Origin of the sequence: Caballeronia sordidicola (assembly GCF_002220365.1) — a bacterium.
Taxonomy (GTDB): Bacteria; Pseudomonadota; Gammaproteobacteria; order Burkholderiales; family Burkholderiaceae; genus Caballeronia; species Caballeronia sordidicola_C.
This window is the reverse complement of record NZ_MTHB01000159.1, coordinates 138,796-160,902: the sequence shown is the minus strand read 5'-3', so window position 1 is coordinate 160,902 and position 22,107 is coordinate 138,796. Positions and strand designations below refer to the sequence as shown.

Genomic DNA, 22,107 nt, shown 5'->3' with positions numbered 1-22,107 from the left:
GTCCACGTCTTGCGCACGACCCTATCGTCTACTATGATAGACGATATGACATCATCAATAGACGACACCGGACCTCGAATCGCTAGTCGTATTCGGCTTGAGCGAAGCGCGCGCGGATGGTCATTGGCGGACCTGGCCGAATCATCGGGGGTTGCCAAGGCGACGATCAGCAAGATTGAACGCGAGGAAATAAGCCCTACCGCGGTTACGCTGGTGCGACTGGCCGCGGCCTTTGACTTGACGCTCGCGGGCCTTTTGGTGAGGGCAGAAGGCAATGGAGAGCGCTTGTCAAGGGCCGTCGATCAACCGCTCTGGCGCGATCCCAAGACCGGCTATCTTCGGAAGCAGGTATTCAACAGTCCGGACCACCCGGTGGAGATCGTTCAGGTCGACCTGCCCGCGGGACGACAAGTGGTGTTACCGCCGTCGTCTTATGCCCATATCCGTCAGGTTGTGTGGGTGTTAGTGGGCGATCTCGTGATCCTGGAAGGCGGCGAGCGCAACGCTCTGAGCGCCGGGGATTGCCTGGGATTCGGACCCCCTTCGGAGGTGACTCTGGCTAACGAAACCGCCTCGACCTGTACCTATCTCGTTGTTCTCGCCAGGACTTAGCCGTCATGTCAAACATTGAAATCAGCGAACTAGAGGCTACGTCAACGAACCGAGAGATGCTCAGCGGGCTCTTGATCGAAACTGTTGCAAACGGCGGTTCGGTCAGCTTCATGCATCCGCTGCAGCCCGAAGCGGCAGAAGCGTTCTGGTCCAATGCGCTGGCTGCCGCGACTCGCGGCGAACGAGCAGTTCTGGGTGCATGGGACGGTGAGAGACTGATCGGAACCGTCACCCTGTTGCTCGACTGTCCGCCCAACCAGCCGCACCGGGCGGAAATCGCGAAGCTGATGACTTGTCTCAGCCACCGCGGGCGAGGTGTGGCTGCGTCGCTGATGCAGGCGGCCGAGAATCTGGCCGTGAAGCGCGGACGCACGCTGCTGGTCCTGGATACCGCGACCGATGGCGGAGCGTCTACGCTCTACGAGCATCTCGGGTTCACTCTTACGGGAGAGATTCCAGACTACGCGCTCAAGCCGCATGGAGGGCTGACCGGGACCAAAATTTATTGGAAGCGAATTGGAGCCCGCGTCCCGACCGAGTAAGAATTTAAGTTTAAATTCGGGTTACAGATGATATCGCGATGAGGTTCAACCGCCGCCGCAGCTTGATCGTCGCTGCGGTCTTGTGAACTCTCTGAAGGCTGCATCGATGACTCGAAGGCTAACCCTCAGAGCGCTTACGGTTTGATATTTGCCTGCTCGATCCTGTTATGAACTTCGCGCGTCAATGCCTCGATACGTTCGCTCATTTGCTTCGTAATCTCAGTCAATTTGGTATTTTGCTCAAGCAAGGCGACGAGTTGTTCGGCCTGCCGAGCGGCCTGCACCTGCCGTTCCTCATTCGCTGAGGCGAGGTCTTCGCGATGCCGCGCGTCGGCGTCTGAATTGACCTTGTCGCGATCTGCTTGGCGCGTTTGCGCAAGCAGAATCAACGGAGCGGCGTAAGCGGCCTGGAGACTAAAGGCGAGGTTTAGAAGAATGAAAGGATAAACGTCGAACTTTGTCAGGCCGGCGACGTTGATGCCAATCCAGGCTGCAACAATAATCGTCTGCCCGACGAGGAAAGTCGGTGTTCCAAAGAAACGCGCGAAACGCTCGGCTTTGAGCGCGAACCAGTCATCACCGAATACTGACGAAAGGTGCACGTATGGCAGATGAAAACGCAAGTGGTGGTGTTTATCTTTGCGCTGTTCGTCACGCGGAATGGGGCTGTTCATGTTTTGCTCTCTCGCTTGGCGATTAACGGAAATGTGTCGATGTTATACACAGTCGGCGCAAGCGTTGCAGTCATAAAAAAGACTTGCAGATAGCAGATCGCGGCCTAGAGGGCCTGCCCAAAAAAATGCTGTACGCGGGAAGCACTGCTTTATCAGCGCTTAGGTGAGGTTATTCGGGAGCGTTGCGCATTGTGCGGATAAGGGCCTTGAAGGACACGACGACCATTGCCATGAAGCGGCAAAGCCAGCAAGAGCTAGTGCTGACTTCGCCTCAGACCTCAACTGAAAAGCCTTATGTTGATTAGTAAAGCGTACGGAGTGACTACTTAAGCCAAGCGATTAATCTTGAAGTCAGCCCTGAACCTTGCCAATTTCGAAGTGGAAATCGCCAATACCGTCAACACCGCCAGCGACCTTATCGCCAGGCTTCAACGCCCCGACGCCCGCTGGCGTGCCGGTAAAAATCAGATCGCCGGGCTTGATGACAACCGCTTGCGAAACCTGGCTGATGATGTCTGCAACCGGCCAGATCATATCGCCGAGGTCACCCGTTTGCCGTGTCTCGCCATTGACCGACAACCAGATGCGGCCGCTGCCCGGATGGCCGATTTCCGTCGCAGGACGGATAGCGGTGACCGGCGCGGATTCGTCGAAGCCCTTGGCCCAGTCCCACGGCCGGCTCATCTTCTTTGCGACCGCTTGGAGGTCGCGCCTCGTGAGGTCCACGCCAACGCTGTAGCCGAATATGTACGACAGCGCATCCTTCGGCTCGATTTTTCGCCCCTCTTTTCCGATGGCAATCACCATCTCTATCTCGTGGTGCAGGTCTTCAGTGAGCATTGGGTACGCAAGTGTTCCCGTTGCTGGCACAACAGCGTCGGCCGGTTTCGTAAAGAAGAAGGGTGGCTCGCGGTCAGGGTTGGCTCCCATCTCGCGCGCATGATCGGCGTAATTGCGCCCTACGCAAAAGACACGGCGTACCGCGAACGAGGCGCTCGAGCCGGCGACGGGCACAACGACAGTTTGGGGGGCAGGGAAGACGTATTCGGTCATATCGGCGAACTCGAAGGTGGAGGTTGTTTGGCGCGGATCACCGCGACACCCCCAAACAATATGCCTCGGCTACCCTTCCGTGCAGGACAAATCCGCCCTACTTCCTGGATTAAATTGCTCTATTCCGGGTCGCGCTAGCGAAAGGGTCCGCAGGAGCCTATAGCTCGAATTGCGAAGCACGGTATTGCGTCGGCGATGTCCCCACCGCTTGCCGAAAGCGTCGGGTGAAATAAGCCTCGTCGCGAAAGCCGACCACGAATGCGATGTCCTTGACGCGGCGGGTATCGTCTGCAAGCAATGCTTTTGCCCGGCTGATTCTTTGATCCGTTACCCATTGCACAAACGTCCTGCCGGTTTCCTTTTTCATCAGGCGGGCTACATAGCCGGGAGTCAACGCCGCTGCGTGCGCGGCCGACCCCAGCGAAAGCGTGTCGTCTTCCAGGTGCTCCAGAACGTGACGCATCACTTTGCTGATGGAGTCGCGGCGGCTGACTGCGCGTTCGCTGAGCGCTGCCATTTGCATAAGCGGGTCCGCGTATCTTGCGCAAATCAGTCCGATCAATTGCAGGAGGTAACCACGAAGCCGGCTGGTTGCACCAAAGCCGCGCGCACTATCTATCTCCATCATGAGGTGAACCATGCGTTCGACTTCGACTAGATCGGAGTCCGTCAGTTTGAAATCTATCTCGTCTTGAAAGCGAAAGGGCGCTAGCTCCGGAAACCGGATGATGGGAATACTGCCGAGGTCGATCCGGCCATCGACAGCATCGACATCCAGGCCAAGGAAGTCCAGCGCGAAATTGATCACGATGAACCGCGAGTGTTCAGGGTGCGCAATCATGTGCACCCGGTGTGGCGCGATGAACGCGACTGAGCCGGTTGGGAACGGACGCGTTACTTCGCCGATCTGCTGCTTCGTGTCGCCACCCAGATTGATCTGAATCTGGAAGTAGTCGTGCTTGTGCGGTTCCGTGATCGCCGAGCGTAGGGTCTGGTCGCGAATGTAGAAGTCGAGGCGGTCGCTGCGCTCGGGCATTGCATAGGTCCGGGACGACCGTTTGGCGAATGCGCTCATTGGCATGAACTCCTGTGCGGGTTCTGCGGAAGGGCTGACGTTCTCAACGGTTCATGACGGCATGCCGCAAGCGTGGGTAAGCAATACGTGTTGGCCATCGTAAGGAAAATACCGTTGGTTTGTCTTAGCCGGTCTGGTCGGCGTTATCCGTTCTCTTAAGGCGCCCGGAGATCCGGGTCCGATACCTGTCCGATCCCCAAGAATCAAGCGTGAAGCATACCGCTTCGCCCAAAGACCTGCCTTTATCCGGCGGATAACGTGATCCAAAGAACGCTGAAGCCTAAAGCCCCCATGGGCAGTAGGGTAGAAAATACGAATGCCCGGCAAGCGGTAACATCGCCGTGATGTTTGAAGCTTAAGCATCGATTCGTCCGGCGTGATCGAGCGCGAGGAAGTTGCGACTGATATCCGGACACCACCTGCTGGGCATATGAATAGCCCACGTCACTGACACATAAGCGTTCTATGACCTCTGTTCTTCTACTCGAAAATATCCACGACACCGCGGTCGCGCGTTTCAGCGAAGCGAAACTTGAGGTCGAGCGCCGCGCGGGTGCGCTCGCCGGCAAGGATTTAACGAGTGCGCTCCAGGCACATAACCTGGTCGGGATTCGCTCGGCAACGCACCTCGGGCGCGAGGAAATCGATGCAGCGCGTCATCTGCTCGCAATAGGCTGTTTTTGCATTGGTACATCACAGGTCGATCTGAACGCAGCCGCGAACGCAGGAATTCCTGTTTTCAACGCACCGTTTTCGAACACACGCTCGGTCGCGGAACTGGTGATCGCCGAAGCTATCCTGCTGCTGCGCCGTGTGCCCGAGAAGAGCGCGCTGGCGCATGCTGGAACGTGGGCCAAGGGTGCAAGCGGATCGTTCGAGACGCGCGGCAAGACGATTGCGATCGTAGGGTATGGAAACATCGGCTCGCAGGTAGGCGTGCTTGCCGAAGCCATGGGAATGCGCGTGGTGTATTACGACGTACAGGCGCGGCTCTCGCTCGGCTCCGCCCGTGCGGCACAATCGCTCGCCGACGCGGTCGCCCATGCCGACGTAGTGACGCTCCACGTTCCCGCAACGGTCCAGACGAGCCGCATGATCGACGCGGCAACGCTGGCGTGTTTCAAAAGCGGTGCGATCCTGATCAATGCATCGCGCGGTTCGGTGGTAGATATCGATGCCCTCGCGCAAGCACTTCAGGCCAAGCGGCTGGGCGGAGCTGCCATCGACGTATTCCCGGAGGAGCCCAAGACCAATGCCGATATCTTCAAGAGCGTGCTTCAGCATTTGCCGAATGTGATCCTGACCCCGCATGTTGGCGGCAGCACGGAGGAAGCGCAGGAAAACATTGGGACGGAAGTCGCGACGAAACTCATTTCGTTTTTAACGACCGGCGACACAGTGGGATCGGTCAATTTTCCGCATGTCAATCCGGGACCGCTGGACGCGCCCGCGCGTCTGCTCAACGTCCACGGCAATGCGCCTGGCGCGCTCGCGACGCTTAACACGCGGCTGGCCGGGGAGGGCGCCAACATAGTCGCCCAGCACTTGCAGACGCAGGGCGAGACCGGCTACGTGGTAACGGACCTGGATAGAACCCCATCCAGCGAGTTGATACAGGCGCTGGCCCGCGAACCTGGCTTCATCCGAACGCGCCTGCTGGTCAAATAATCCGCCGTCATGCACGGGACCGACGTTCTGCCGGGCAGTACACGCCGGTCCCCGTCCAGTGCAACATCAACGCGAAGGTGAGCCGCTTCGAGCTGAGAACAACCACGCTTTCTTGCCGATAAGCGTCGGGGTACTTAGCTTATTGCACAGGGTTGCGTGGCGCGATACGACCTCAAAGCGGATAGGCGAATCACGCCCACTCGTGTCAAGCGCGCCAACTCATCCCGCTTTAAAAGCAGAAGCCAGCATGCGTGGCCCGCAGGAGCATGACCTGTCAATCAGCCACATGCGAGCGCATCGGTATGTTCCACCCTGCATATTCCACTCCATGCACCAACCCTGAGCGTCGGCCAATATTCTTACGAGAATGGCGGATATGACACGTGGTCGCGTTCTAGGATAGTAGAGCGTTAGCGCTCACACGCGGAAATCGACGTAGCGCACAGTACCCGCGACTGTGCGTGCCCAATGATTCAAGGAGGGCTATGCTCGATATTTCGCTCCCGATCCGAAACGCGATGATGGCCGCCCGCCACCTTCGCGTGTGCAGTCGCCGATCTGTTTGCAGTCGGTGTGCGCTTCAGCGTCGTGGGTACCGCGATTAAGTCTCAGCCTGGCTGCATCGATGGGGACGGCGCCGCTGATCGCCGGCGTCCTGGTTGCCCGAATGCATTGACCTCCGGCGCCCGCACTGTCCATGGTGCCGTGCGTGACCCTCGCATTCGTGGCGTCTTTCGGAATGAATCAAGCAAGCGGAAGCGTCGGCGTTTGACCGAGCGCACATAAAAATAGATCTCGCTGGAGGGCACATGAATACGCACGAAGCCATCAGGATCGGAAACATCGAGCTTGATGTGGAGCGCTACGAATTGCGCCGTGCGGGGCAGCGCATTCGACTGGAGCGCTTGCCAATGGAACTCCTGATTTTCATGGTATCGCGCGGCGGCGAACTCGTGACGCGCGCCGACATTGTCAGGGTCCTGTGGAGCGGCGATGCGTTCCGGGACACTGACAACAGCATTAATACCGCGATCCGGAAAATCCGCATTGCGCTCGGTGAAAATCCCGACGACCCGAAGTATCTGCTTACTATCAAGGGCAAGGGTTATCGCCTCGATGGCGTGCGGACGTCGCCGGCACAACCGCAAGCCGCCGCGCCCGCCGCCGTTCGCGTGCTGGTGCTGCCCTTCGAAAACAAGAGTGGTGACCCAACCCAGGATGGTTTCTGCGACGCGCTCGCCGACGAGACTTCCGCGAATATCGGCATGCTGTATGCCGAGCAGATCTATGTTATTGCCAGGACAACCGCCGCAAGTTACCGGCGGTCCAACAAGAGCATTGCGCAGATGGCGCACGAGCTGGCGGTCGACTATGTGCTGGAAGGTTCGATCGCGCGGGAGGGCGGACGCGTTCGCGTTTTGGCGCAGCTGATTCGCTGCACTGGTCAGGCGCAGGTCTGGGGCCGCGCCTATGAGCCGGTGGCAAGTGGCTCGCTGGATATGCAGAAGGAGGTTGGGACCGCGCTGGCGCGGGACGTGTTGCCGACGCTCGCGGAGCAGCAGCGGTCCATGCTGGCAAGACGTCTGCCCATCGATCCGGCGGCGCACGACGCGTACCTGCACGGAAGGTATTACTGGTTGCGTCGGGTTCATTTCCACCCGGGGTTCGCCGCCCATCATGGACTGAGCGGCGAGGACTTCACGCGTGCACTCGGCTACTTCGAGACCGCCATCGAACGTGATCCGACCTACGCGCTAGGTTATGTCGGCTTGTCGAACATCTATGGATCGACCGTGACGCATGGCCTGTTTGCGCCGTCGCAGGGTTATCCGAAAGCCAGGGAAACCGCACTTCGCGCATTGGAACTGGACCCGGACCTTCCGGAAGCTCATCACGCCCTGGCTGGCGTGCACTATTTCTATGACTGGGACTGGCGTAAGGCCGAGGCGGAATTTCTCGAAGCGCTGCACCTGAATCCCAATCTCGCTGAAACCAGCCGCCTTTATGCGCGACTGTTGATGGCGCAAGGACGGGAAACGGAGGGGCGCGCGCAGTTCGAGCGTGCGGAGCGACTCGACCCGCTTACGTTCGACGGCTCACGGATATTCGGACTGGTGTTATCAGGCCGGTACGAGGAGGTCACCAGGGAGTTTCTGACCGAGGGGCATGGCAACCGGTCACCGTTGATCTACCAGGTGCTGTCGATCGCATTCGAAGCGCAGCGTGCTTACAAGGAAGCGGTGGAAGCGACGGTCGATGCATTGACACGGTGCAACGACTTCGCCCGGGCCGAGGTGATCCGGACCGTTTGGGAAGCGGGGGGTTACGATGCACTCCTGCAATGGTACTTGCAGGATTTGCTGGCGAGGCGGCAACTGGGCTATACGTCGCCGCTGCTGTTTGCGGAGATCTACGCCCGGCTAGGTAAGCAGGACGAGATGTTTCATTGGCTCGACGTGGCACTGGCGGAACGATCGTCTCGCCTGTGTGAATTGCGCACGAACACGTGGTTCGATCGCTATCGGTCGACAGGGCGTTTCCGAAACGTGGAAAAGAGGATTGGCTATTGATGGGTGGTGTCGCGCGGCTTCGTGAACGATGAACCGGTCAAGCATACTCGGCCCGTTGAGCATGTTGAGCGCTTTGTCCGAACTCCGCGTGCCGGCTCGCCCCCGTCACGCGGAATACGAGCGTAGCCAGAGGTCACTGCCCGTGATAGATATCCTGCAACCGGCCTTGTTCTCCGGATTGCTGCGAACGGAGGAGGTCCTGGTAGACCTGCTGCCGCGTCGGGCTCATTGGCGCGCCTGCGTCGCTTCTGGACATGTCCGTCACGCCGCCAACGTCCTGCGCGGGCTGTGCGGTCGCGGTTTCGGTGGTTGCAGGCTGGTTTTGCGCCCATGCGTGTCCAACGACAAGGACGGCTGCGCAGGCAGCCACGAATCTAAGCGTTTTCATGTTGATTTCTCCCAAAAGCCAAAGTCGGACCGGTCAGCAAACTACTGGCCGAAAAAGGCGATATCGGGCAGTTCATCGCTTGAGCACCGTACAGCCCGGATCGCGTGGGGTCATGTTGCGACGCTGTTATGCAGAACGCCATCGACGCAAGATGAAGAAATCGTTAACGCGCTTCACTTGCCGGCGCAACGCGATTGGAATTGGACGCGATATAGAAGAGTTAGGGTCGCTAACGATCTGCAGAGGTGCGGGACGGCCAGGACTTAGTACGATTCCGCCAGCGATGGCTTGGCGCCGGCTAGCGCGCGAGGAGAGGAAACAATCGTCGTGGGCGTTTCTGATACTGAAACCAGCGCACCGGCCAACGTCGCGCCGGGGTGCGCAATGAAGGACGAACCGCTCACAGCTGCGAGCGGTCCAGAACGCGCTTACCTTTTGCTGTCAGATGGGCTTACCCGCTGCAGGCCTGCCATCGGCGGGTGTTGCGCGGTCCTCGGCACCGTGACGCAATCGCAGGCTGCATAGTGCTGCAATAAAAAGCGCTACCGCGAGAATCACCAAGCCGTTCATGGGGTTGCCGGTCGACTGCTCGATCAGTCCCATGACTGTCGGTCCCACGAAGCCGCCCAGCAGGCCGCATGAGTTGACCAGCGCGAGCCCGCCGGCCAGTGCCGGGCCGTTAAAGCGCGACGACGGAAACGTGAAGATGATCGACTGCACCACAAAGAACATGAACGCCGACACACATACGCCGAGCAATCCGATGACCGGTGTTGAATACGCGGCGATTACGAGGCCGGCCGCCATCACGATCAGCCCGCCGGTCAGGATCTGCCGGCTGCGGGAAGACGTGTTGGCAAAGCGCGGCAGCGTCGCGGCGCCGATAGCCGCTGCGATCCAGGGCAAGGCCGTCAGCACGCCGATAGCGAAGGGAGAAAAATGTCCCGACGCGCCAATGATGCCGGGCAAAAAGAAGATGGTCGTGTAGATGGTGAGCTGGTGGCAGAAATACACGAAGATCGCGAGCCAAACTTGTTTGTCGCCGATCACGCTGCGCAGCGAGTGGCTGCCGCGGCCACCGCTTGCCTGGCTTTCGCGTTCGGCCGCGAGGCGGCGCTCAAGCCCTTCAGCCTGTTCCTTTGATAACCATCGTGCCGACGCAGGTCCATCTGGCAGCACCTTCCACACGACGAACGCCAGCAACACGGCCGGCAGCCCTTCGACCACGAACAGCCACTGCCAGCCGTGCCATCCGAGCAGTCCGTCGAGCTCGAGCAATGCACCACCAAGCGGTCCGCCGACAATGTTGGCCAAACACACGCCGAGCAGGAAATAGCCCGTGGCGCGCGCCCGTTCCTCGCGATTGAACCAGTAGGTGAGGTACAGCATCACGCCCGGAAACAAGCCGGCTTCGGCGGCGCCAAGCAGCAGGCGCAATACGTAGAACGAGGTCTCCCCACGCACGAACGCCATGGCGATGGAGAGCAGGCCCCAGGTGATCATGATCCGCGTGATCCACATGCGTGCGCCTACCCGATGCATGATCAGGTTGCTCGGGATTTCGAGAAGCGCATACGACAGGAAAAACAAGCCTGCGCCGAGGCCATAGGCGGCAGCGGACAGGCTTAGATCCACACTCATGGAATGCTTGGCGAGCGCAATATTTGTGCGGTCTAAAAAGCTGATCACATAGACGATCACCAGCAGCGGCATCAGCTTGCGGATCATCAACCGCGTGACGGCAGCGTGCGCGAGCGGCGTGGCGGGTTGCGGTTTTGTTTGAGGTCTGGACATGGAGAACTCCGATCAGGATCGACGCAACGCCAGGCGCCCGGTGAACAAGCGTTGAGCGCCTGGGGTGCATGGGGCGTGCACATCTGGACATCGGCGAAGCGGCCGCATGATGCAAATGTCGCCGCAAATGTTTTTTCCTTCGATCTTCATCGTCTTTGTCTCCTACCATTTTTTTGTTGTTGAAAATGTGAAAGGCCGGTGAAACCCGGCTCAGAAATTCACGTTGTCGGCACCCTTGAGTCCGAGCATGGCGCGGGCTTCGTGCGGCGTAGCGACCTCGAGCGACAGCCCTTCAATCACCTGCCGGATCTTGCGTACCTGCGCCGCACTCGATTCAGCCAGCTTGCCCGGTCCGATCCACAGGGAATCCTCGAGACCGACACGAACGTTCGCGCCTTGCGCGACGCCTAACGTTGCAAGCGGAATTTGATTGCGGCCGGCGCCGAGAATCGACCAGACGTAGTCCTTGCCGAACAGTCGGTCGGCGGTGCGGCGCATATGCATCAGGTCTTCCGGATGGGCGCCAATACCGCCGAGCAAGCCGAATACGCTCTGGATGAAGAACGGCGGTTTGGCGAGCTTGCGTTCGACGAAATGGGCCAGGTTGTAGAGATGCGAAATGTCGTAGCACTCGAACTCGAAGCGAGTCCCGTTCGCGCCGCACGAAGTCAGGATGAACTCGATGTCCTTGAACGTATTCTTGAAGACCAGGTCGCGGCTGTTGGCGAGATGCTCGCGTTCCCAATCGTGCTTGAGGTCCTTGAAGCGGTCGAGCATCGGATACAGGCCGAAGTTCATCGAGCCCATGTTCAGCGAGGCTATTTCCGGCTTGAAATGATGGGCGGGCCGAAGCCGTTCCTCCACGGTCATGTGCGGACTGCCGCCGCTTGTCAGGTTGATGACTGCATCGGTATTGGCCTTGATGCGGGGCAAGAATTCGGAGAACACGGCAGGGTCTTGCGTTGGCCGGCCGTCCTTCGGATCGCGAGCGTGCAGATGCAGGATTGCGGCGCCGGCTTCTGCGGCGGCGAGCGCGGCATCGCCTATTTCTTGCGGCGTGACCGGCAGGTACGCCGACATGGACGGCGTGTGAATGGCGCCTGTCGGCGCGCAGGTAATGATGACTTTGCGGGTTGAGGCCAAGATGAATTCCTTTACGAATGAGGAGTGATTCAGCGCGTCAGAGCACTTCGACGTTGCCGCACACGGAGATCGATTGGCCGGAGATGCCGCTGCCGCCTGGCGAGCACAGGAACAGCACGGTTGCCGCGATTTCTTCTTGCGTCGTCATGCGGCGCAACGAGATTTTTTCCAGATACTTCGCTTCCATCTCGGGGTAGGACAAGCCGAGCTGCTCGGCACGAGCGGCAATCACGCGCTCCATGCGCGGCCCGCGCACAATGCCCGGCTGGACCGCGTTGACGCGGATGTTGTCCGGCCCCAGTTCGATCGCCAGGCTCTTGGTAAGGCCGATCAGCGCCCACTTGGTGGCGGAATAGGGCGTACGGAATGCATAACCGAGTCTTCCCGCCACGGAAGACATGGCGATGATCGAACCGCCATGCACGGACTTCTTGAGCAGCGGCACAGCAAGGCGCGCGAAGTAAAACTGCGCGTTGAGGTTGATCGCGACGGTCTGCTCCCACTGCTCCACATCCATCTCATCGATACCGCCAGTCGGGCCAGCGATCCCCGCGTTATTGAGCAGCACATCGAGGCCGCCGAGCTTGCTTTCGACGTCGGCGAATACGCGGGCGACAGCGGTTTTATCGGCGACGTCGGCGTGCGTGGTGGAAATGGCTTCATTGGCCGGGTCCGAGCGCAGCGCGTCGAGCGCCTGCTGGCTCGCGTCGCAGACATGCACGCGTGCGCCCGTTTCGGCGAAGGCCCGGGCGATGACCAGGCCGATGCCCGAACCGCCGCCGGTCACGAGTACGCGCAAGCCCGAACGCGGTTGAAGCATGCTTAAAACGCTCATTGTTATTCCTTTCAGTCATGACTCGGGCAACGTCAGGCAGCCTGATGTTGCGCTCCTTAATTAGTGATCCTGATAGTTTTGCAAGCTGCGCTGTGTTCCCAGGTCGCCCGCATTCACGGCGAGAACGCACCTGCGCGCGCCATATCGTCGATAAAGCTAACTGTGATGTGTGATCACACTTGCGAGCAAGTTTGGTCGCTGCCGGGAAGAATGTCAACGCGCAGTGACCTAGGGAAAACGCTAAAGGGCGCAGGATGGAAAGGCCCTGCGAGGCGAATGGTTGCGTCGCCCGGTGGGCTGATTCGATCGGTTATATTCGCTAAGACGCCCAAGCAGCTTCAAGGCTGGCGTGACGCAGCCGCTCAAGACCGTGAGTACAAGAAAATGCGATCGCTAATTCGACACTACGCCTGGTGCTTGCTGGTATCGATATCAAGCCAGCCGGCGCTTGCCGACGACCTGCGCAGTAACCACGGAAACGATCCGTTTTTCCAGATTTCCAAAGCAATCCCTGAATGCCCAATTCCTCTGGGACCTTTGGAGACGGAGCAGGAATGGGTGAGCGAAGCGCATTACCGGATCGAGCGCGGCAATAGCTGCTGGGTGGAGGGGCGGTGTCGTTTGTCGAATTCGTATCGCTACGATGCCGAGATAGCCGAAGCGGTTCAGCGTCGGCTCAGTATGATCAATATCGCCATGCATTGGCGCGAACAATCATCGTTATGGTTGTTGCTGCAGCGCAGGTTTATCTACGTGCAAGGTTGCGTTTCGCCGGCTTTCAACAAAGACGAATTCCTCTCCGAGCTGGCGAAAACGGCGGATGTCGACAAGGTCATCGACAACACGATCACCGATCCCAAGACGAAGCCCTTACCGTATCCGCCCTCGGCGCCGTAAGTGGAAGGCCAGTAAAGGAGGTGAAGATGAAGGTCAAGCGAATAGTCGCCAACATCGGCACGCAAGACTTGGCTCAAGCCCGCCGGTTCTATCAGGACGTACTAGGTCTGGACCTGCTGATGGATCACGGCTGGATTCAGACCTTCGGTTCCGAGACAGCGATGAGCGTCCAGGTCAGCGTGGCCTCGGAGGGCGGGTCCGGCATGCCGGTGCCGGACCTGTCGATTGAAGTGGACGATGTGGACGCCGCTTTCGTTCGCATGAAAGAAGCGGGTTTCCCGATCGAATACGGGCCCGCCGATGAACCCTGGGGTGTACGGCGTTTCTACGTCCGCGATCCGTTCGGCAAGCTCATCAATGTTCTTGCACATATGAACCACAAGCCTTAGCAAAGACCGCGGCCTTGAACATCGAACCGCAAAACCGTAAAACCTAATACCCCGCCGGCACATTCGACTTGTTCCCTGCCAGCGGTGAGCCATAACCACCGCTTTGCGTGTTATTGGGCAAGCCGTTGATCAACTGCGCACGTGGATCGGTGGGATTCAGGTTCATTTCACCCGCTTGCTGATTGCCGTGCGTCGGATATTCGCTGCCAAGCGGCGCGTTCGGCATCAATTTCGGACTGTTAGCCGGTGCAAGCATGTTGTCGTTGGGGCTCAAGCCCGTGCTCATGGTTTGCGCATGGACCGCCTGAGTGGCGAACGACGTAACTAGCACTGCTGCAGATACTGATAAAACGCGTTTGAACGTAACAATGATGGTCATGACTGAACTCCCTAAATGAGTGGGTTTTTCGTGTCCTTGTCGTCTTGTCGCGTCACTCGAGCACGCGTTTTTGTCGTGTCAAAAATAGGTCAAACAGTTGCGATCACACTTGCATGCGCGCGTCGCGTCACTTGTTTGCTTTCTTAAGCTTAGCCGCACGTTTGGGCCGTTCATCGATAATTTTTGTCCGGGTTTTGTTCTTCAGCTTTTTCCATTGTTTGCATTCGTCCTTGGTTCGCAAGCAACCTACGCAAAGCCCGGTTTTGCCATCGAACTTGCAGATACTGATACAGGGCGACTCCACGGCCATTACAAATCCATTGCGCGTACGCTTGATTTAGACCTTCCAAATCTCGCACGATGCATGCCCGTGGACCTAAAACATAATCTGGATGGGGACAATAGGCGCGCCACATGCTGTGCATCATCGTGCAACCGGAGATCAGACGATACCGAGTGCTAAGATTTGGAACATTCCTTCCGCTCGTTGCACTGTGCCCGACAAACCGGCTTTTGCTTGACGACCATGCAGAAACCTCTTTTGTTTTCCACGCTGAGCCAGCTCGAGTTCGAGCGGGCCGTGCTCGGACGCGTCGTTGCAGGCATGCCGTTGCGCGAGGTGCTTGAGCACGTGGTTCATCGAGTGGAAAACCGCTCTGAACAGCCGTTGCGCGCCTCTGTGCTGCTTGTTGATGCCACGGGGAAGCGCTTGGTCCACGGCGCCGCGCCGAGTTTGCCTGATGATTACAACCGCATCGTGGATGGCCTCGAATTCGGGCCGCTCATGGGGTCGTGCGGGGCGGCGGCGTTCCGCGGCGAGCCGGTGATTGTGGAAGATATCCAGACCGATCCGGTTTGGGCGGCATTTCGCGATATTGCGCGACAGTTCGACCTGCGCGCCTGCTGGTCCATGCCCATCCAGGCGGCCGATGGTCGGCTGCTCGGCACCTTCGCCAACTATTACTCGGTCCCGAAAACGCCATCGCGCGAGGAACTGGACGACATTGCGCAAGTGGCGAGCATCGCGGCGCTTGCCATCGAGCGCCATGCGAGCGACCGGGCATTGCGCGAAAGCGAGGAGCGTCTTCGAATCGCACAGCAGGCGGGCGGGATTGGCACCTTCGAGATATTTCCGCATACCGGGCGGTTGGCGGTGTCCGAAGAACTTTGCTGGCAATGGGGTTTGACGCCCCGTCATGAATACCATCTCGACGACCTGCTGGAACTCGTGCATCCCGACGACCGCGACCGCGTACGCGCTGGCCATCTCGACATGCCGACCGGTGCGCTCGATTATCTGGAGTACCGGATTCGCCGCCCGGACAACGGCGAGGAGCGCTGGATGGCGCGGCGTGGCGAAGCGATTGCAGACAGTGCGGGCGGTTTGCGTTATCTCGGCGTGACTTACGACATCACCGGGCATAAGCGCTTTGAGGAACGCCTGCGTGTCAGCGAGGCGCAATTGCGGCGCTTGAACGATTCGCTGGCCGCCGAAGTCGATGCCCGCACCCGCGAGCGCAACAGCATCTGGCGCAACTCGCGCGACCTGTTCATTGTCGCGAGCAGCGCGGGCTTGCTGCGTGCCGTCAATCCGGCCTGGACCGATATTCTCGGCTTTCGCGAGGACGAGCTGATCGGCAAGTCGTTCGCGGAAATCGTTCATCCCGACGACGTGGAAGCTACCGAAGCGGCACTTCTTTCGGCAGCCCGGTCGGGGCTGGTGCGGTTTGAGAATCGCAACCGCCATAAGGACGGCTCGTATCGATGGGTGTCGTGGGTCGCAGCGCCAGAAGGCGACGCGCTCTACGGCAACGGCCGCGACGTCACCAGCGAAAAGGAAACTCAGCGAGCGCTTCAACAAACCGAGGAAGCGCTGCGCCAGGCGCAGAAAATGGAAGCGCTCGGGCAGCTGACGGGCGGGATTGCGCACGATTTCAACAATCTCCTGCAAGGCATCACGGGGCCGCTCGAACTGATCCGCCGATACACCCAGCTCGGCCGGACAGACGACATCGACCGGTTCATTTCGATGGCGACCGGTGCGGCAAACCGGGCGGCATCGCTCACGCATCGGCTGCTGGCGTTTTCGCGGCGTCAGCCGCTCGACCCGAAGCCGGTGAACGCCGACGAACTGCTGCATTCCATCGACGATCTGCTCAAGCGCACGATGGGCGAAGCGATCGATACGCGCGTGGTGCCGAACCCGCACCTCTGGCTCACGCGCTGCGACGCGAACCAGCTTGAAAACGCGCTGCTGAATTTCGCGATCAACGCGCGCGACGCCATGCCAGAAGGTGGCCGCCTGACGCTTGAAACCGGCAATGTGGAACTTGGCCACGACTTCGCCGCGCGCCATCCGGATGTCGCCCCGGGGCCCTACGTGGTGGTATCGGTGTCGGATACGGGCGCGGGCATGCCGGCCGACGTCAAGGCGCGCGCCTTCGACCCGTTCTATACGACCAAACCGCTGGGTCAGGGCACGGGGCTGGGTTTATCGATGGCTTACGGGTTTGCGAAGCAGTCGGGCGGGATTGCGACAATCGACAGCGCGCCCGACGCCGGCACCACGATCCGGCTGTATCTGCCGCGTTTTTCGGGCGATCCGGGCACACAGGAAATCGCGACCGAACTTAACGACGCGCATCGTGCGGCCGGACGGCACGCGATCCTGGTGGTGGAAGACGACGCGTCCGTGCGTGAACTCGTGTGCGAGATCCTGCGCGACCTGGATTATCAGGTGCTCGAAGCTTTCGATGGCCCGTCCGGATTGACCATCCTCAATTCGCATGCGCGTATCGACTTGCTGGTGACTGACGTCGGGCTTCCCGGGCTGAACGGCCGGCAACTGGCGGACGCCGCGCGGGCGACGCGGCCCAAGCTGAGAGTGCTTTTTATGACGGGTTACGCCGAAGCGGCGACCCGCACGAATGGTTTCCTCGATACGGGTATGGAAATGATTACCAAGCCGTTCACGCTCGAATCCATGGCGAGCCGGATTCGCAGGATGGTCACGCTGGGCCTGACGGACGACTAGCCGGGACGATGTGGCCCGTGCTCCCGTAAAGACTCCCCTTACTTTTCCCGTAAAGGCTCACCTTTGGGCGTAAATGGCATGCCCTTTGCTCATGCATGTCGACGTTCCTTCGACACCCGAGCTGCCGGACACCGGCTCGTGGCACTTTAGACTCGGAAAACGTGCGCCCGCACCGCGATCCTGCCGGGATGGGCGGGGTGCGTTGCTGCCTTTGATCCCCGCTGTCCATTACGTCCTTACGCCCTTACGTCCTTACGCCGTCATTAATGAGAACGATGTCATGAATCCAGATCCCGTGCCCCGTCGGCCGTCGACCACGGTCTTGCCGCCCGAAGGACCGGGTTTGCGGGCGCTGACATCGTTAATTACCAGTGTGGTGGTGATTTGCGTGTTGTATTTCGGCCGCGCGGTGCTGATTCCGATCATCCTCGCTGTTTTGTTGAGCTTCCTCGTCGCCCCGTTTGTGGACTTGTTGCGGCGGCTGAAGTTCGGACAGGTGCCGTCGGTGATCGTGGCGGTGCTGGTGGCGTTGTCGGTGCTGACCGCTGTTGGCGCGCTGATAGGCGCCCAAGTCGCGCAACTGGCCGGCGATCTGCCGCAGTATCAGGTCGCGGTGGAGCGCAAGATCGACGCCGTGCAGCAGAAGACCATCGGCCGGGCCGACGCGTTTCTAGGTAAAGCGGCGACGGCGCTCAAGCGCCTTTCTCCGAATCGCCAGGATGAGATTCGCAAGAACGAAGAGAATCCCGCCGCGTCTCCCATCGACTCCCCGATGCCGGTCGAAGTGCACGAACCGGCGCCTTCGCCCGTGGAGCTGGCGCAGCGATTTTTATCGCCGGTGATCAGCCCGCTGGAAACCACCGGCATCGTGCTTGTGGTCGCCATCTTCATCTTGTTGCAGCGAGAGGACCTGCGCGACCGGCTGATCCGGCTGTTCGGCTCACGTGACCTGCATCGCGCGACCACCGCCATGGACGAAGCCGCGCGCCGGCTGTCCCGCTATTTTCTCGCGCAGCTTGGCATCAACATGGGCGTGGGCATTGTCATCTCGATCGGGCTGGCGATCATCGGCGTACCCGGCGCGTTGCTGTTCGGTGTGCTCACCGGCTTGCTGCGTTTCGTGCCGTACGTGGGTACCTGGATCGCGGCGTTGCTGGCTGTGTTGTTCGCGGCCGCCGTCGGACCCGGCTGGTCGATGATGATCTGGACCATCGTCCTGTTCGGCGTGACCGACGTAGTCGCGGGGCAGGTGGTCGAACCGCTGCTGTATGGGCACAGCACGGGCCTTTCGCCTTTTGCGGTGATTGTTGCGGCGATTTTCTGGAGCTGGATCTGGGGACCGATCGGACTGGTTTTATCGACGCCGCTGACCTTGTGCCTGGTGATTCTGGGGCGGCATGTGGACCGCCTGGAATTCCTCGACGTGCTGTTCGGCGACCGTCCAGCACTGACACCAGCGGAGAATTTTTATCAGCGGCTACTGGCCAACGATCCTGATGAAGCGCTTGTACAAGCCGAGTCGCTGCTCAAGGAGCGTTCGCTCAGCGCGTATTACGACGAAGTGGCGCTGGAGGGTTTGCGGATTGCGCACAACGACGTGTTGCGCGGGGTCGTGACCACGGACCAGTTGAGGCGCATCAACGAATCGGCGATGGATATTGTCGAAGGGCTCGAGGAGGTGGAGGACGTGGTGATGGCGGTCAGGCAAGAAGAGGAACCGCCGGCCAGTCTAGAGATGTCCGATCGCGAAGCCGGCATTGTGCATGAAACGCCGCCGTCTCACTTCGATGCCGCCCGCGAAGGCCATACAGCGTCGGTGCTGTGCATTGCCGGGCGCGGGGTGCTTGACGATCTGGCGGCGACTATCGCGGTGCAACTGTTTCGCAAGCATGGCCTGGGCGCGGATATGGCGCCCTATGATCGGTTTTCGCGCACGCGCTTTGACGAGATCGATTTGACGGGCGTATCGCTGATTTGCGTGATTTCGTTCGATGCCGCCGAGTCGCCGCCGTATTTGCGTAATCTGCTGCGGCGTCTGCACCAGCGGGCGGCCACGGCTGATCTGATTGTGGGTTTGGTGCTGCCGAACAGTGCGCTGGAAGGCGAAGCCGTGATTCGCAAGACCTCGGCAGCTACGTCGTTCAAGGAATTGGTCGAGGCGTGTGTGGCGGCGGCTCGGCGGCAGTCCACCGACGGCATTTCGTGGGAGGGGCTGAATCCACCCGACGCGGTTGTGTCAGGAGAGGTTGAGAGCGCCAAGGGGAAGGCGCCCGTGGTTCCGGTGCTGCGGGGGGCTTGAGGGTTTTTTGCGGATCCGTTCGCGCCGTGGCTGGCGGTTGCCGGCCTGTCATGCGGTCGCGAACGAATCAAACCTAGACCTAACCCTTCTAGCGGTTTCCGTCGAACAGGTCGTTCAACATGGTGTCGAACGCGGCTTGCGCTTCCTCCAGCTCCTGGAGCGCGGCATCGAAGGTCTGCAATGCCATCTGCGACGGCCGGCCGTCACCATCGGGCGGAAAGTGTCCCTGCAACGCCGTAAACGCGGTCTGCACCTGCCGCGTGGCATTGACGATACGCTCCATCGCCCGCGCTTCTTCTGTTCGATTGTGTTCAGCCGTCATCGGAGTCTCCGTTCTAACAACCCCGATAGTACCAACGGTTGCCACCTCAGGCACGCGCTCCGCTTTTCGACTCACACGCAGACGTTACTGCGACGTCCAGCCGCCATCGATCTGCAGCGCTGCACCGCGCATTTCATCGGCGCCTTCCGAGCACAGGAACACGGCCAGTTTGCCGATCTGTTGCGGCGTAACAAACTGCTCCGACGGCTGTTTCTCTCCCAGCAACTTCGAGCGAGCCGCATCTGGCGAAATGTTGTCGCGCGTCGCGATATCGTCGATCTGCTTCTGCACCAGCGGCGTCAGCACGAATCCCGGGCAGATCGCATTCACCGTCACGCCCGTGCGCGCGTTTTCGAGCGCGGCCACTTTCGTCAGGCCGACAATGCCGTGCTTCGCCGCCACGTAAGCCGATTTTCCCACCGACCCGACCAGCCCATGTGCCGACGCAATATTGATCACGCGACCCCAGCCGCTGTCGCGCATCTTCGGCAATGCCACACGCATGGTATGAAAGGCCGAGCTCAGGTTGATCGCGATGATCGCGTCCCACTTGTCGACGGGGAAGGTATCAATCGTCGCCACGTGCTGAATGCCCGCGTTGTTCACGAGCACATCGACGGCGCCGAATTGCTCGATGGCGAAGGCGATCATTGCTTCGATCTCAGCGGACTTCGACATGTCCGCGCCGTGATGCACCGCCTTCACGCCGTGCTGTTCGATTTGTGCGATGGCGCCCTGGATGACAGTGGCGTCACCGAAGCCGTTCAACACGAGATTCGCGCCGGCTTGCGCCAGCGCGGTAGCGATTCCAAGGCCGATGCCGCTCGTCGATCCGGTGACGAGCGCGGTTTTGCCGGCGAGCGGTGCTGCTGCGGATGAGGTCATGGGGGAAGTCCTGTGGGAGAGGAATAGGGAAGGGGCTGCCGCAAAGTTTGCCAGATGCGGATCACGGAGGGAGGCATGCATCGGCGGCCTTCAACGAACGCCGCCGATGCAAAGGGCAGAAACCAAAAGCAGAAAGCCTTAAACCAGCCCGGTTGTGTAGTACACCGCGATCACGAAAAACACGGCCAGCGTCTTGATGATCGTCACGGCGAAGATATCGCGATACGACTCGCGGTGGGTCAACCCGGTCACGGCGAGCAACGTGATCACCGCGCCGTTATGCGGCAGCGTGTCCATGCCGCCGCTCGCCATGGCGACCACGCGATGCAGCACCTCCAGCGGAATATGTGCCGCTTGCGCGCCTTTGATGAACGTGTCCGACATGGCGGCCAGCGCGATGCTCATGCCGCCCGACGCCGAGCCCGTGATGCCTGCCAGCGAGCTCACGGACACTGCCGCATTCACGAGCGGATTCGGGATGCTCTTGAGCGCATCGCTGACCACGATAAACCCCGGCAACGCTGCAATCACGCCCCCGAAACCGTACTCGGACGCGGTGTTCAATGAGGCGAGCAACGCACCGCCGACTGCCGCTTTCGTTCCTACGGCAAAGCGTTCGCGCACGCGTGCGAACGCCGTCAAGACAACCAGCAGGATGCCTAGCAGCAACGCGCCTTCCACGGCCCAGATCGCGACAACCGCCTTGATCGGCGTGACAACCGGCGTGTGAATGCCCGGCAGTACGTTGGCGGCCACCGAATAACTTTCGCCGTACCAGACCGGGATCATCTTGGTCAGCACGAAGTTCGCGACGCCAACCAGCACAAGGGGTGCAACCGCGAGCAGCGGATTCGGCAAATGCGTGCTTTCCACGCGTTCCGGCTCGTTCACGAGCGATGTGCCGTAACCCTCACCCGTTGCCATGACTGAACGGCGGCGCCACTCCAGGAACGTCAGCCCGACCACGACGATAAACAGCGAGCCAATGGTGCCGAGCCACGGCGCGGCCCAACCGGTGGTCTTGAAGAAGGTCGTGGGAATGATGTTTTGGATCTGCGGCGTGCCCGGCAGCGAATCCATGGTGAACGAGAACGCACCGAGCGCGATGGCGCCGGGCATCAGCCGCTTCGGAATATTGCTCTGCCGGTACATTTCGGCCGCGAACGGATAGACCGCGAACACGACCACGAACAGCGACACGCCGCCATAGGTGAGCAACGCGCACACCGCGACAATCACCGCATTGACGCGCGTCTTGCCGATGTATCGAATGGCGGCGGCCACGATGGATTCGGAGAATCCCGACAATTCCACCACTTTGCCGAATACGGCGCCGAGCAGGAACACGGGGAAATACAACTTCACGAAGCCGACCATTTTCTCCATGAAGATGCCGGAGAACACCGGCGCGACGGCGGCGGGCTCCGTCAGAAGAACTGCGGCGAGCGCGGCGAGCGGCGCCACCAGGATCACGCTGTATCCGCGATACGCGGCCAGCATGAGAAACGCCAGGGCGGCGAGGACGATGATGAACGACATTGAGTCTCC

The 22,107-nt window shown here is 60.0% G+C and carries 20 protein-coding genes; 8 read left to right on the top strand and 12 right to left on the bottom strand.

The genetic code is table 11. The annotated features are described in order from the left end of the window. Positions 1–33 precede the first annotated feature (33 nt). A complete protein-coding gene (locus BSU04_RS23665; protein ID WP_306427215.1) occupies positions 34–612 on the top strand; it encodes a helix-turn-helix domain-containing protein in 579 nt (192 codons plus the stop codon). Positions 613–617: 5 nt separating this feature from the next. Next, entirely contained in the window at positions 618–1,154 is a 537-nt protein-coding gene (locus BSU04_RS23660) for a GNAT family N-acetyltransferase (RefSeq protein ID WP_089162855.1), read from the top strand. A 134-nt stretch (positions 1,155–1,288) separates the two neighbouring features. Here the strand turns inward: BSU04_RS23660 and BSU04_RS23655 are convergent, their stop codons facing one another. The 3 genes from BSU04_RS23655 to BSU04_RS23645 all read right to left on the bottom strand — a co-directional run bounded on the left by BSU04_RS23655 (position 1,289) and on the right by BSU04_RS23645 (position 3,956). Continuing rightward, a complete protein-coding gene (locus BSU04_RS23655) occupies positions 1,289–1,828 on the bottom strand; it encodes a DUF1003 domain-containing protein (RefSeq protein ID WP_089162854.1) in 540 nt (179 codons plus the stop codon). A 351-nt stretch (positions 1,829–2,179) separates the two neighbouring features. After that, positions 2,180–2,881: a fumarylacetoacetate hydrolase family protein gene (locus tag BSU04_RS23650; protein ID WP_089162853.1), complete on the bottom strand. Its 702-nt coding sequence runs from the start codon at positions 2,879–2,881 to the stop codon at positions 2,180–2,182. A 157-nt stretch (positions 2,882–3,038) separates the two neighbouring features. After that, positions 3,039–3,956, bottom strand: a complete 918-nt coding sequence (locus BSU04_RS23645; protein WP_089162852.1) for an AraC family transcriptional regulator — start codon at positions 3,954–3,956, stop codon at positions 3,039–3,041. A gap of 447 nt (positions 3,957–4,403) precedes the next feature. Between BSU04_RS23645 and serA the strand changes: the two genes are divergently transcribed. Both serA and BSU04_RS23635 read left to right on the top strand, forming a co-directional pair. Further along, positions 4,404–5,624 (top strand): phosphoglycerate dehydrogenase, encoded by a 1,221-nt coding sequence (serA, locus tag BSU04_RS23640; protein ID WP_256983256.1) that lies wholly within the window; start codon positions 4,404–4,406, stop codon positions 5,622–5,624. A gap of 809 nt (positions 5,625–6,433) precedes the next feature. Continuing rightward, positions 6,434–8,194 carry a winged helix-turn-helix domain-containing protein gene (locus BSU04_RS23635; RefSeq protein ID WP_089162850.1) on the top strand — a complete coding sequence of 587 codons (1,761 nt, stop codon included), beginning with the start codon at positions 6,434–6,436 and terminating at the stop codon, positions 8,192–8,194. A 133-nt stretch (positions 8,195–8,327) separates the two neighbouring features. Here the strand turns inward: BSU04_RS23635 and BSU04_RS23630 are convergent, their stop codons facing one another. From BSU04_RS23630 to BSU04_RS23615, 4 genes are all read right to left on the bottom strand, one after another. Beyond that, entirely contained in the window at positions 8,328–8,582 is a 255-nt protein-coding gene (locus tag BSU04_RS23630; RefSeq protein WP_089162849.1) for a hypothetical protein, read from the bottom strand. Positions 8,583–9,023: 441 nt separating this feature from the next. Next, a complete protein-coding gene (locus BSU04_RS23625) occupies positions 9,024–10,376 on the bottom strand; it encodes an MFS transporter (protein ID WP_089162848.1) in 1,353 nt (450 codons plus the stop codon). A 210-nt stretch (positions 10,377–10,586) separates the two neighbouring features. Next, positions 10,587–11,519: a 3-keto-5-aminohexanoate cleavage protein gene (locus tag BSU04_RS23620; protein ID WP_089162847.1), complete on the bottom strand. Its 933-nt coding sequence runs from the start codon at positions 11,517–11,519 to the stop codon at positions 10,587–10,589. A gap of 37 nt (positions 11,520–11,556) precedes the next feature. After that, the gene (locus BSU04_RS23615; RefSeq protein WP_089162846.1) at positions 11,557–12,354 is read right to left on the bottom strand and encodes an SDR family oxidoreductase; all 798 of its coding nucleotides are present in this window, start codon (positions 12,352–12,354) and stop codon (positions 11,557–11,559) included. 384 nt (positions 12,355–12,738) lie between these two features. On the opposite strand from BSU04_RS23615, the gene BSU04_RS23610 reads away from it, so the two are divergent. Beyond that, positions 12,739–13,251: a hypothetical protein gene (locus tag BSU04_RS23610; RefSeq protein ID WP_089162880.1), complete on the top strand. Its 513-nt coding sequence runs from the start codon at positions 12,739–12,741 to the stop codon at positions 13,249–13,251. A gap of 26 nt (positions 13,252–13,277) precedes the next feature. Further along, positions 13,278–13,640, top strand: coding sequence for a VOC family protein (locus BSU04_RS23605; RefSeq protein WP_089162845.1), 363 nt, complete (start codon positions 13,278–13,280; stop codon positions 13,638–13,640). Between the two features lie 43 nt (positions 13,641–13,683). Here the strand turns inward: BSU04_RS23605 and BSU04_RS23600 are convergent, their stop codons facing one another. Next, entirely contained in the window at positions 13,684–13,926 is a 243-nt protein-coding gene (locus BSU04_RS23600; RefSeq protein WP_256983255.1) for a hypothetical protein, read from the bottom strand. Positions 13,927–14,146: 220 nt separating this feature from the next. Then, positions 14,147–14,329 (bottom strand): DUF1289 domain-containing protein, encoded by a 183-nt coding sequence (locus BSU04_RS23595; RefSeq protein WP_089162844.1) that lies wholly within the window; start codon positions 14,327–14,329, stop codon positions 14,147–14,149. A 216-nt stretch (positions 14,330–14,545) separates the two neighbouring features. Between BSU04_RS23595 and BSU04_RS23590 the strand changes: the two genes are divergently transcribed. Continuing rightward, complete coding sequence (locus tag BSU04_RS23590; RefSeq protein ID WP_089162843.1) at positions 14,546–17,053, top strand: PAS domain-containing protein; 2,508 nt, start codon at positions 14,546–14,548, stop codon at positions 17,051–17,053. A 280-nt stretch (positions 17,054–17,333) separates the two neighbouring features. After that, positions 17,334–19,352: an AI-2E family transporter gene (locus BSU04_RS23585; protein ID WP_089162842.1), complete on the top strand. Its 2,019-nt coding sequence runs from the start codon at positions 17,334–17,336 to the stop codon at positions 19,350–19,352. A gap of 88 nt (positions 19,353–19,440) precedes the next feature. Here BSU04_RS23585 and BSU04_RS23580 read toward each other — a convergent pair whose 3' ends face one another. The 3 genes from BSU04_RS23580 to BSU04_RS23570 all read right to left on the bottom strand — a co-directional run bounded on the left by BSU04_RS23580 (position 19,441) and on the right by BSU04_RS23570 (position 22,098). Then, a complete protein-coding gene (locus BSU04_RS23580; RefSeq protein WP_089162841.1) occupies positions 19,441–19,674 on the bottom strand; it encodes a hypothetical protein in 234 nt (77 codons plus the stop codon). An 84-nt stretch (positions 19,675–19,758) separates the two neighbouring features. Beyond that, a complete protein-coding gene (locus BSU04_RS23575) occupies positions 19,759–20,559 on the bottom strand; it encodes a 3-hydroxybutyrate dehydrogenase (protein WP_089162840.1) in 801 nt (266 codons plus the stop codon). A 138-nt stretch (positions 20,560–20,697) separates the two neighbouring features. Next, positions 20,698–22,098, bottom strand: coding sequence for a GntP family permease (locus BSU04_RS23570; protein ID WP_089162839.1), 1,401 nt, complete (start codon positions 22,096–22,098; stop codon positions 20,698–20,700). Between the last annotated feature and the right edge of the window lie 9 nt (positions 22,099–22,107).

Bases quoted from the DNA above. Each gene is read 5' to 3' on its own strand.
- BSU04_RS23580 (WP_089162841.1), bottom strand. From the start codon at position 19,674: ATGACGGCTGAACACAATCGAACAGAAGAAGCGCGGGCGATGGAGCGT.
- BSU04_RS23605 (WP_089162845.1), top strand. From the start codon at position 13,278: ATGAAGGTCAAGCGAATAGTCGCCAACATCGGCACGCAAGACTTGGCT.
- BSU04_RS23635 (WP_089162850.1), top strand. From the start codon at position 6,434: ATGAATACGCACGAAGCCATCAGGATCGGAAACATCGAGCTTGATGTG.
- BSU04_RS23610 (WP_089162880.1), top strand. From the start codon at position 12,739: ATGCGATCGCTAATTCGACACTACGCCTGGTGCTTGCTGGTATCGATA.
- BSU04_RS23645 (WP_089162852.1), bottom strand. From the start codon at position 3,956: ATGAGCGCATTCGCCAAACGGTCGTCCCGGACCTATGCAATGCCCGAG.
- BSU04_RS23665 (WP_306427215.1), top strand. From the start codon at position 34: ATGATAGACGATATGACATCATCAATAGACGACACCGGACCTCGAATC.
- BSU04_RS23575 (WP_089162840.1), bottom strand. From the start codon at position 20,559: ATGACCTCATCCGCAGCAGCACCGCTCGCCGGCAAAACCGCGCTCGTC.
- BSU04_RS23625 (WP_089162848.1), bottom strand. From the start codon at position 10,376: ATGTCCAGACCTCAAACAAAACCGCAACCCGCCACGCCGCTCGCGCAC.
- BSU04_RS23595 (WP_089162844.1), bottom strand. From the start codon at position 14,329: ATGGCCGTGGAGTCGCCCTGTATCAGTATCTGCAAGTTCGATGGCAAA.
- BSU04_RS23590 (WP_089162843.1), top strand. From the start codon at position 14,546: ATGCAGAAACCTCTTTTGTTTTCCACGCTGAGCCAGCTCGAGTTCGAG.
- BSU04_RS23585 (WP_089162842.1), top strand. From the start codon at position 17,334: ATGAATCCAGATCCCGTGCCCCGTCGGCCGTCGACCACGGTCTTGCCG.
- BSU04_RS23660 (WP_089162855.1), top strand. From the start codon at position 618: ATGTCAAACATTGAAATCAGCGAACTAGAGGCTACGTCAACGAACCGA.
- BSU04_RS23630 (WP_089162849.1), bottom strand. From the start codon at position 8,582: ATGAAAACGCTTAGATTCGTGGCTGCCTGCGCAGCCGTCCTTGTCGTT.
- BSU04_RS23655 (WP_089162854.1), bottom strand. From the start codon at position 1,828: ATGAACAGCCCCATTCCGCGTGACGAACAGCGCAAAGATAAACACCAC.
- BSU04_RS23570 (WP_089162839.1), bottom strand. From the start codon at position 22,098: ATGTCGTTCATCATCGTCCTCGCCGCCCTGGCGTTTCTCATGCTGGCC.
- BSU04_RS23600 (WP_256983255.1), bottom strand. From the start codon at position 13,926: ATGAGCACGGGCTTGAGCCCCAACGACAACATGCTTGCACCGGCTAAC.
- BSU04_RS23615 (WP_089162846.1), bottom strand. From the start codon at position 12,354: ATGAGCGTTTTAAGCATGCTTCAACCGCGTTCGGGCTTGCGCGTACTC.
- BSU04_RS23650 (WP_089162853.1), bottom strand. From the start codon at position 2,881: ATGACCGAATACGTCTTCCCTGCCCCCCAAACTGTCGTTGTGCCCGTC.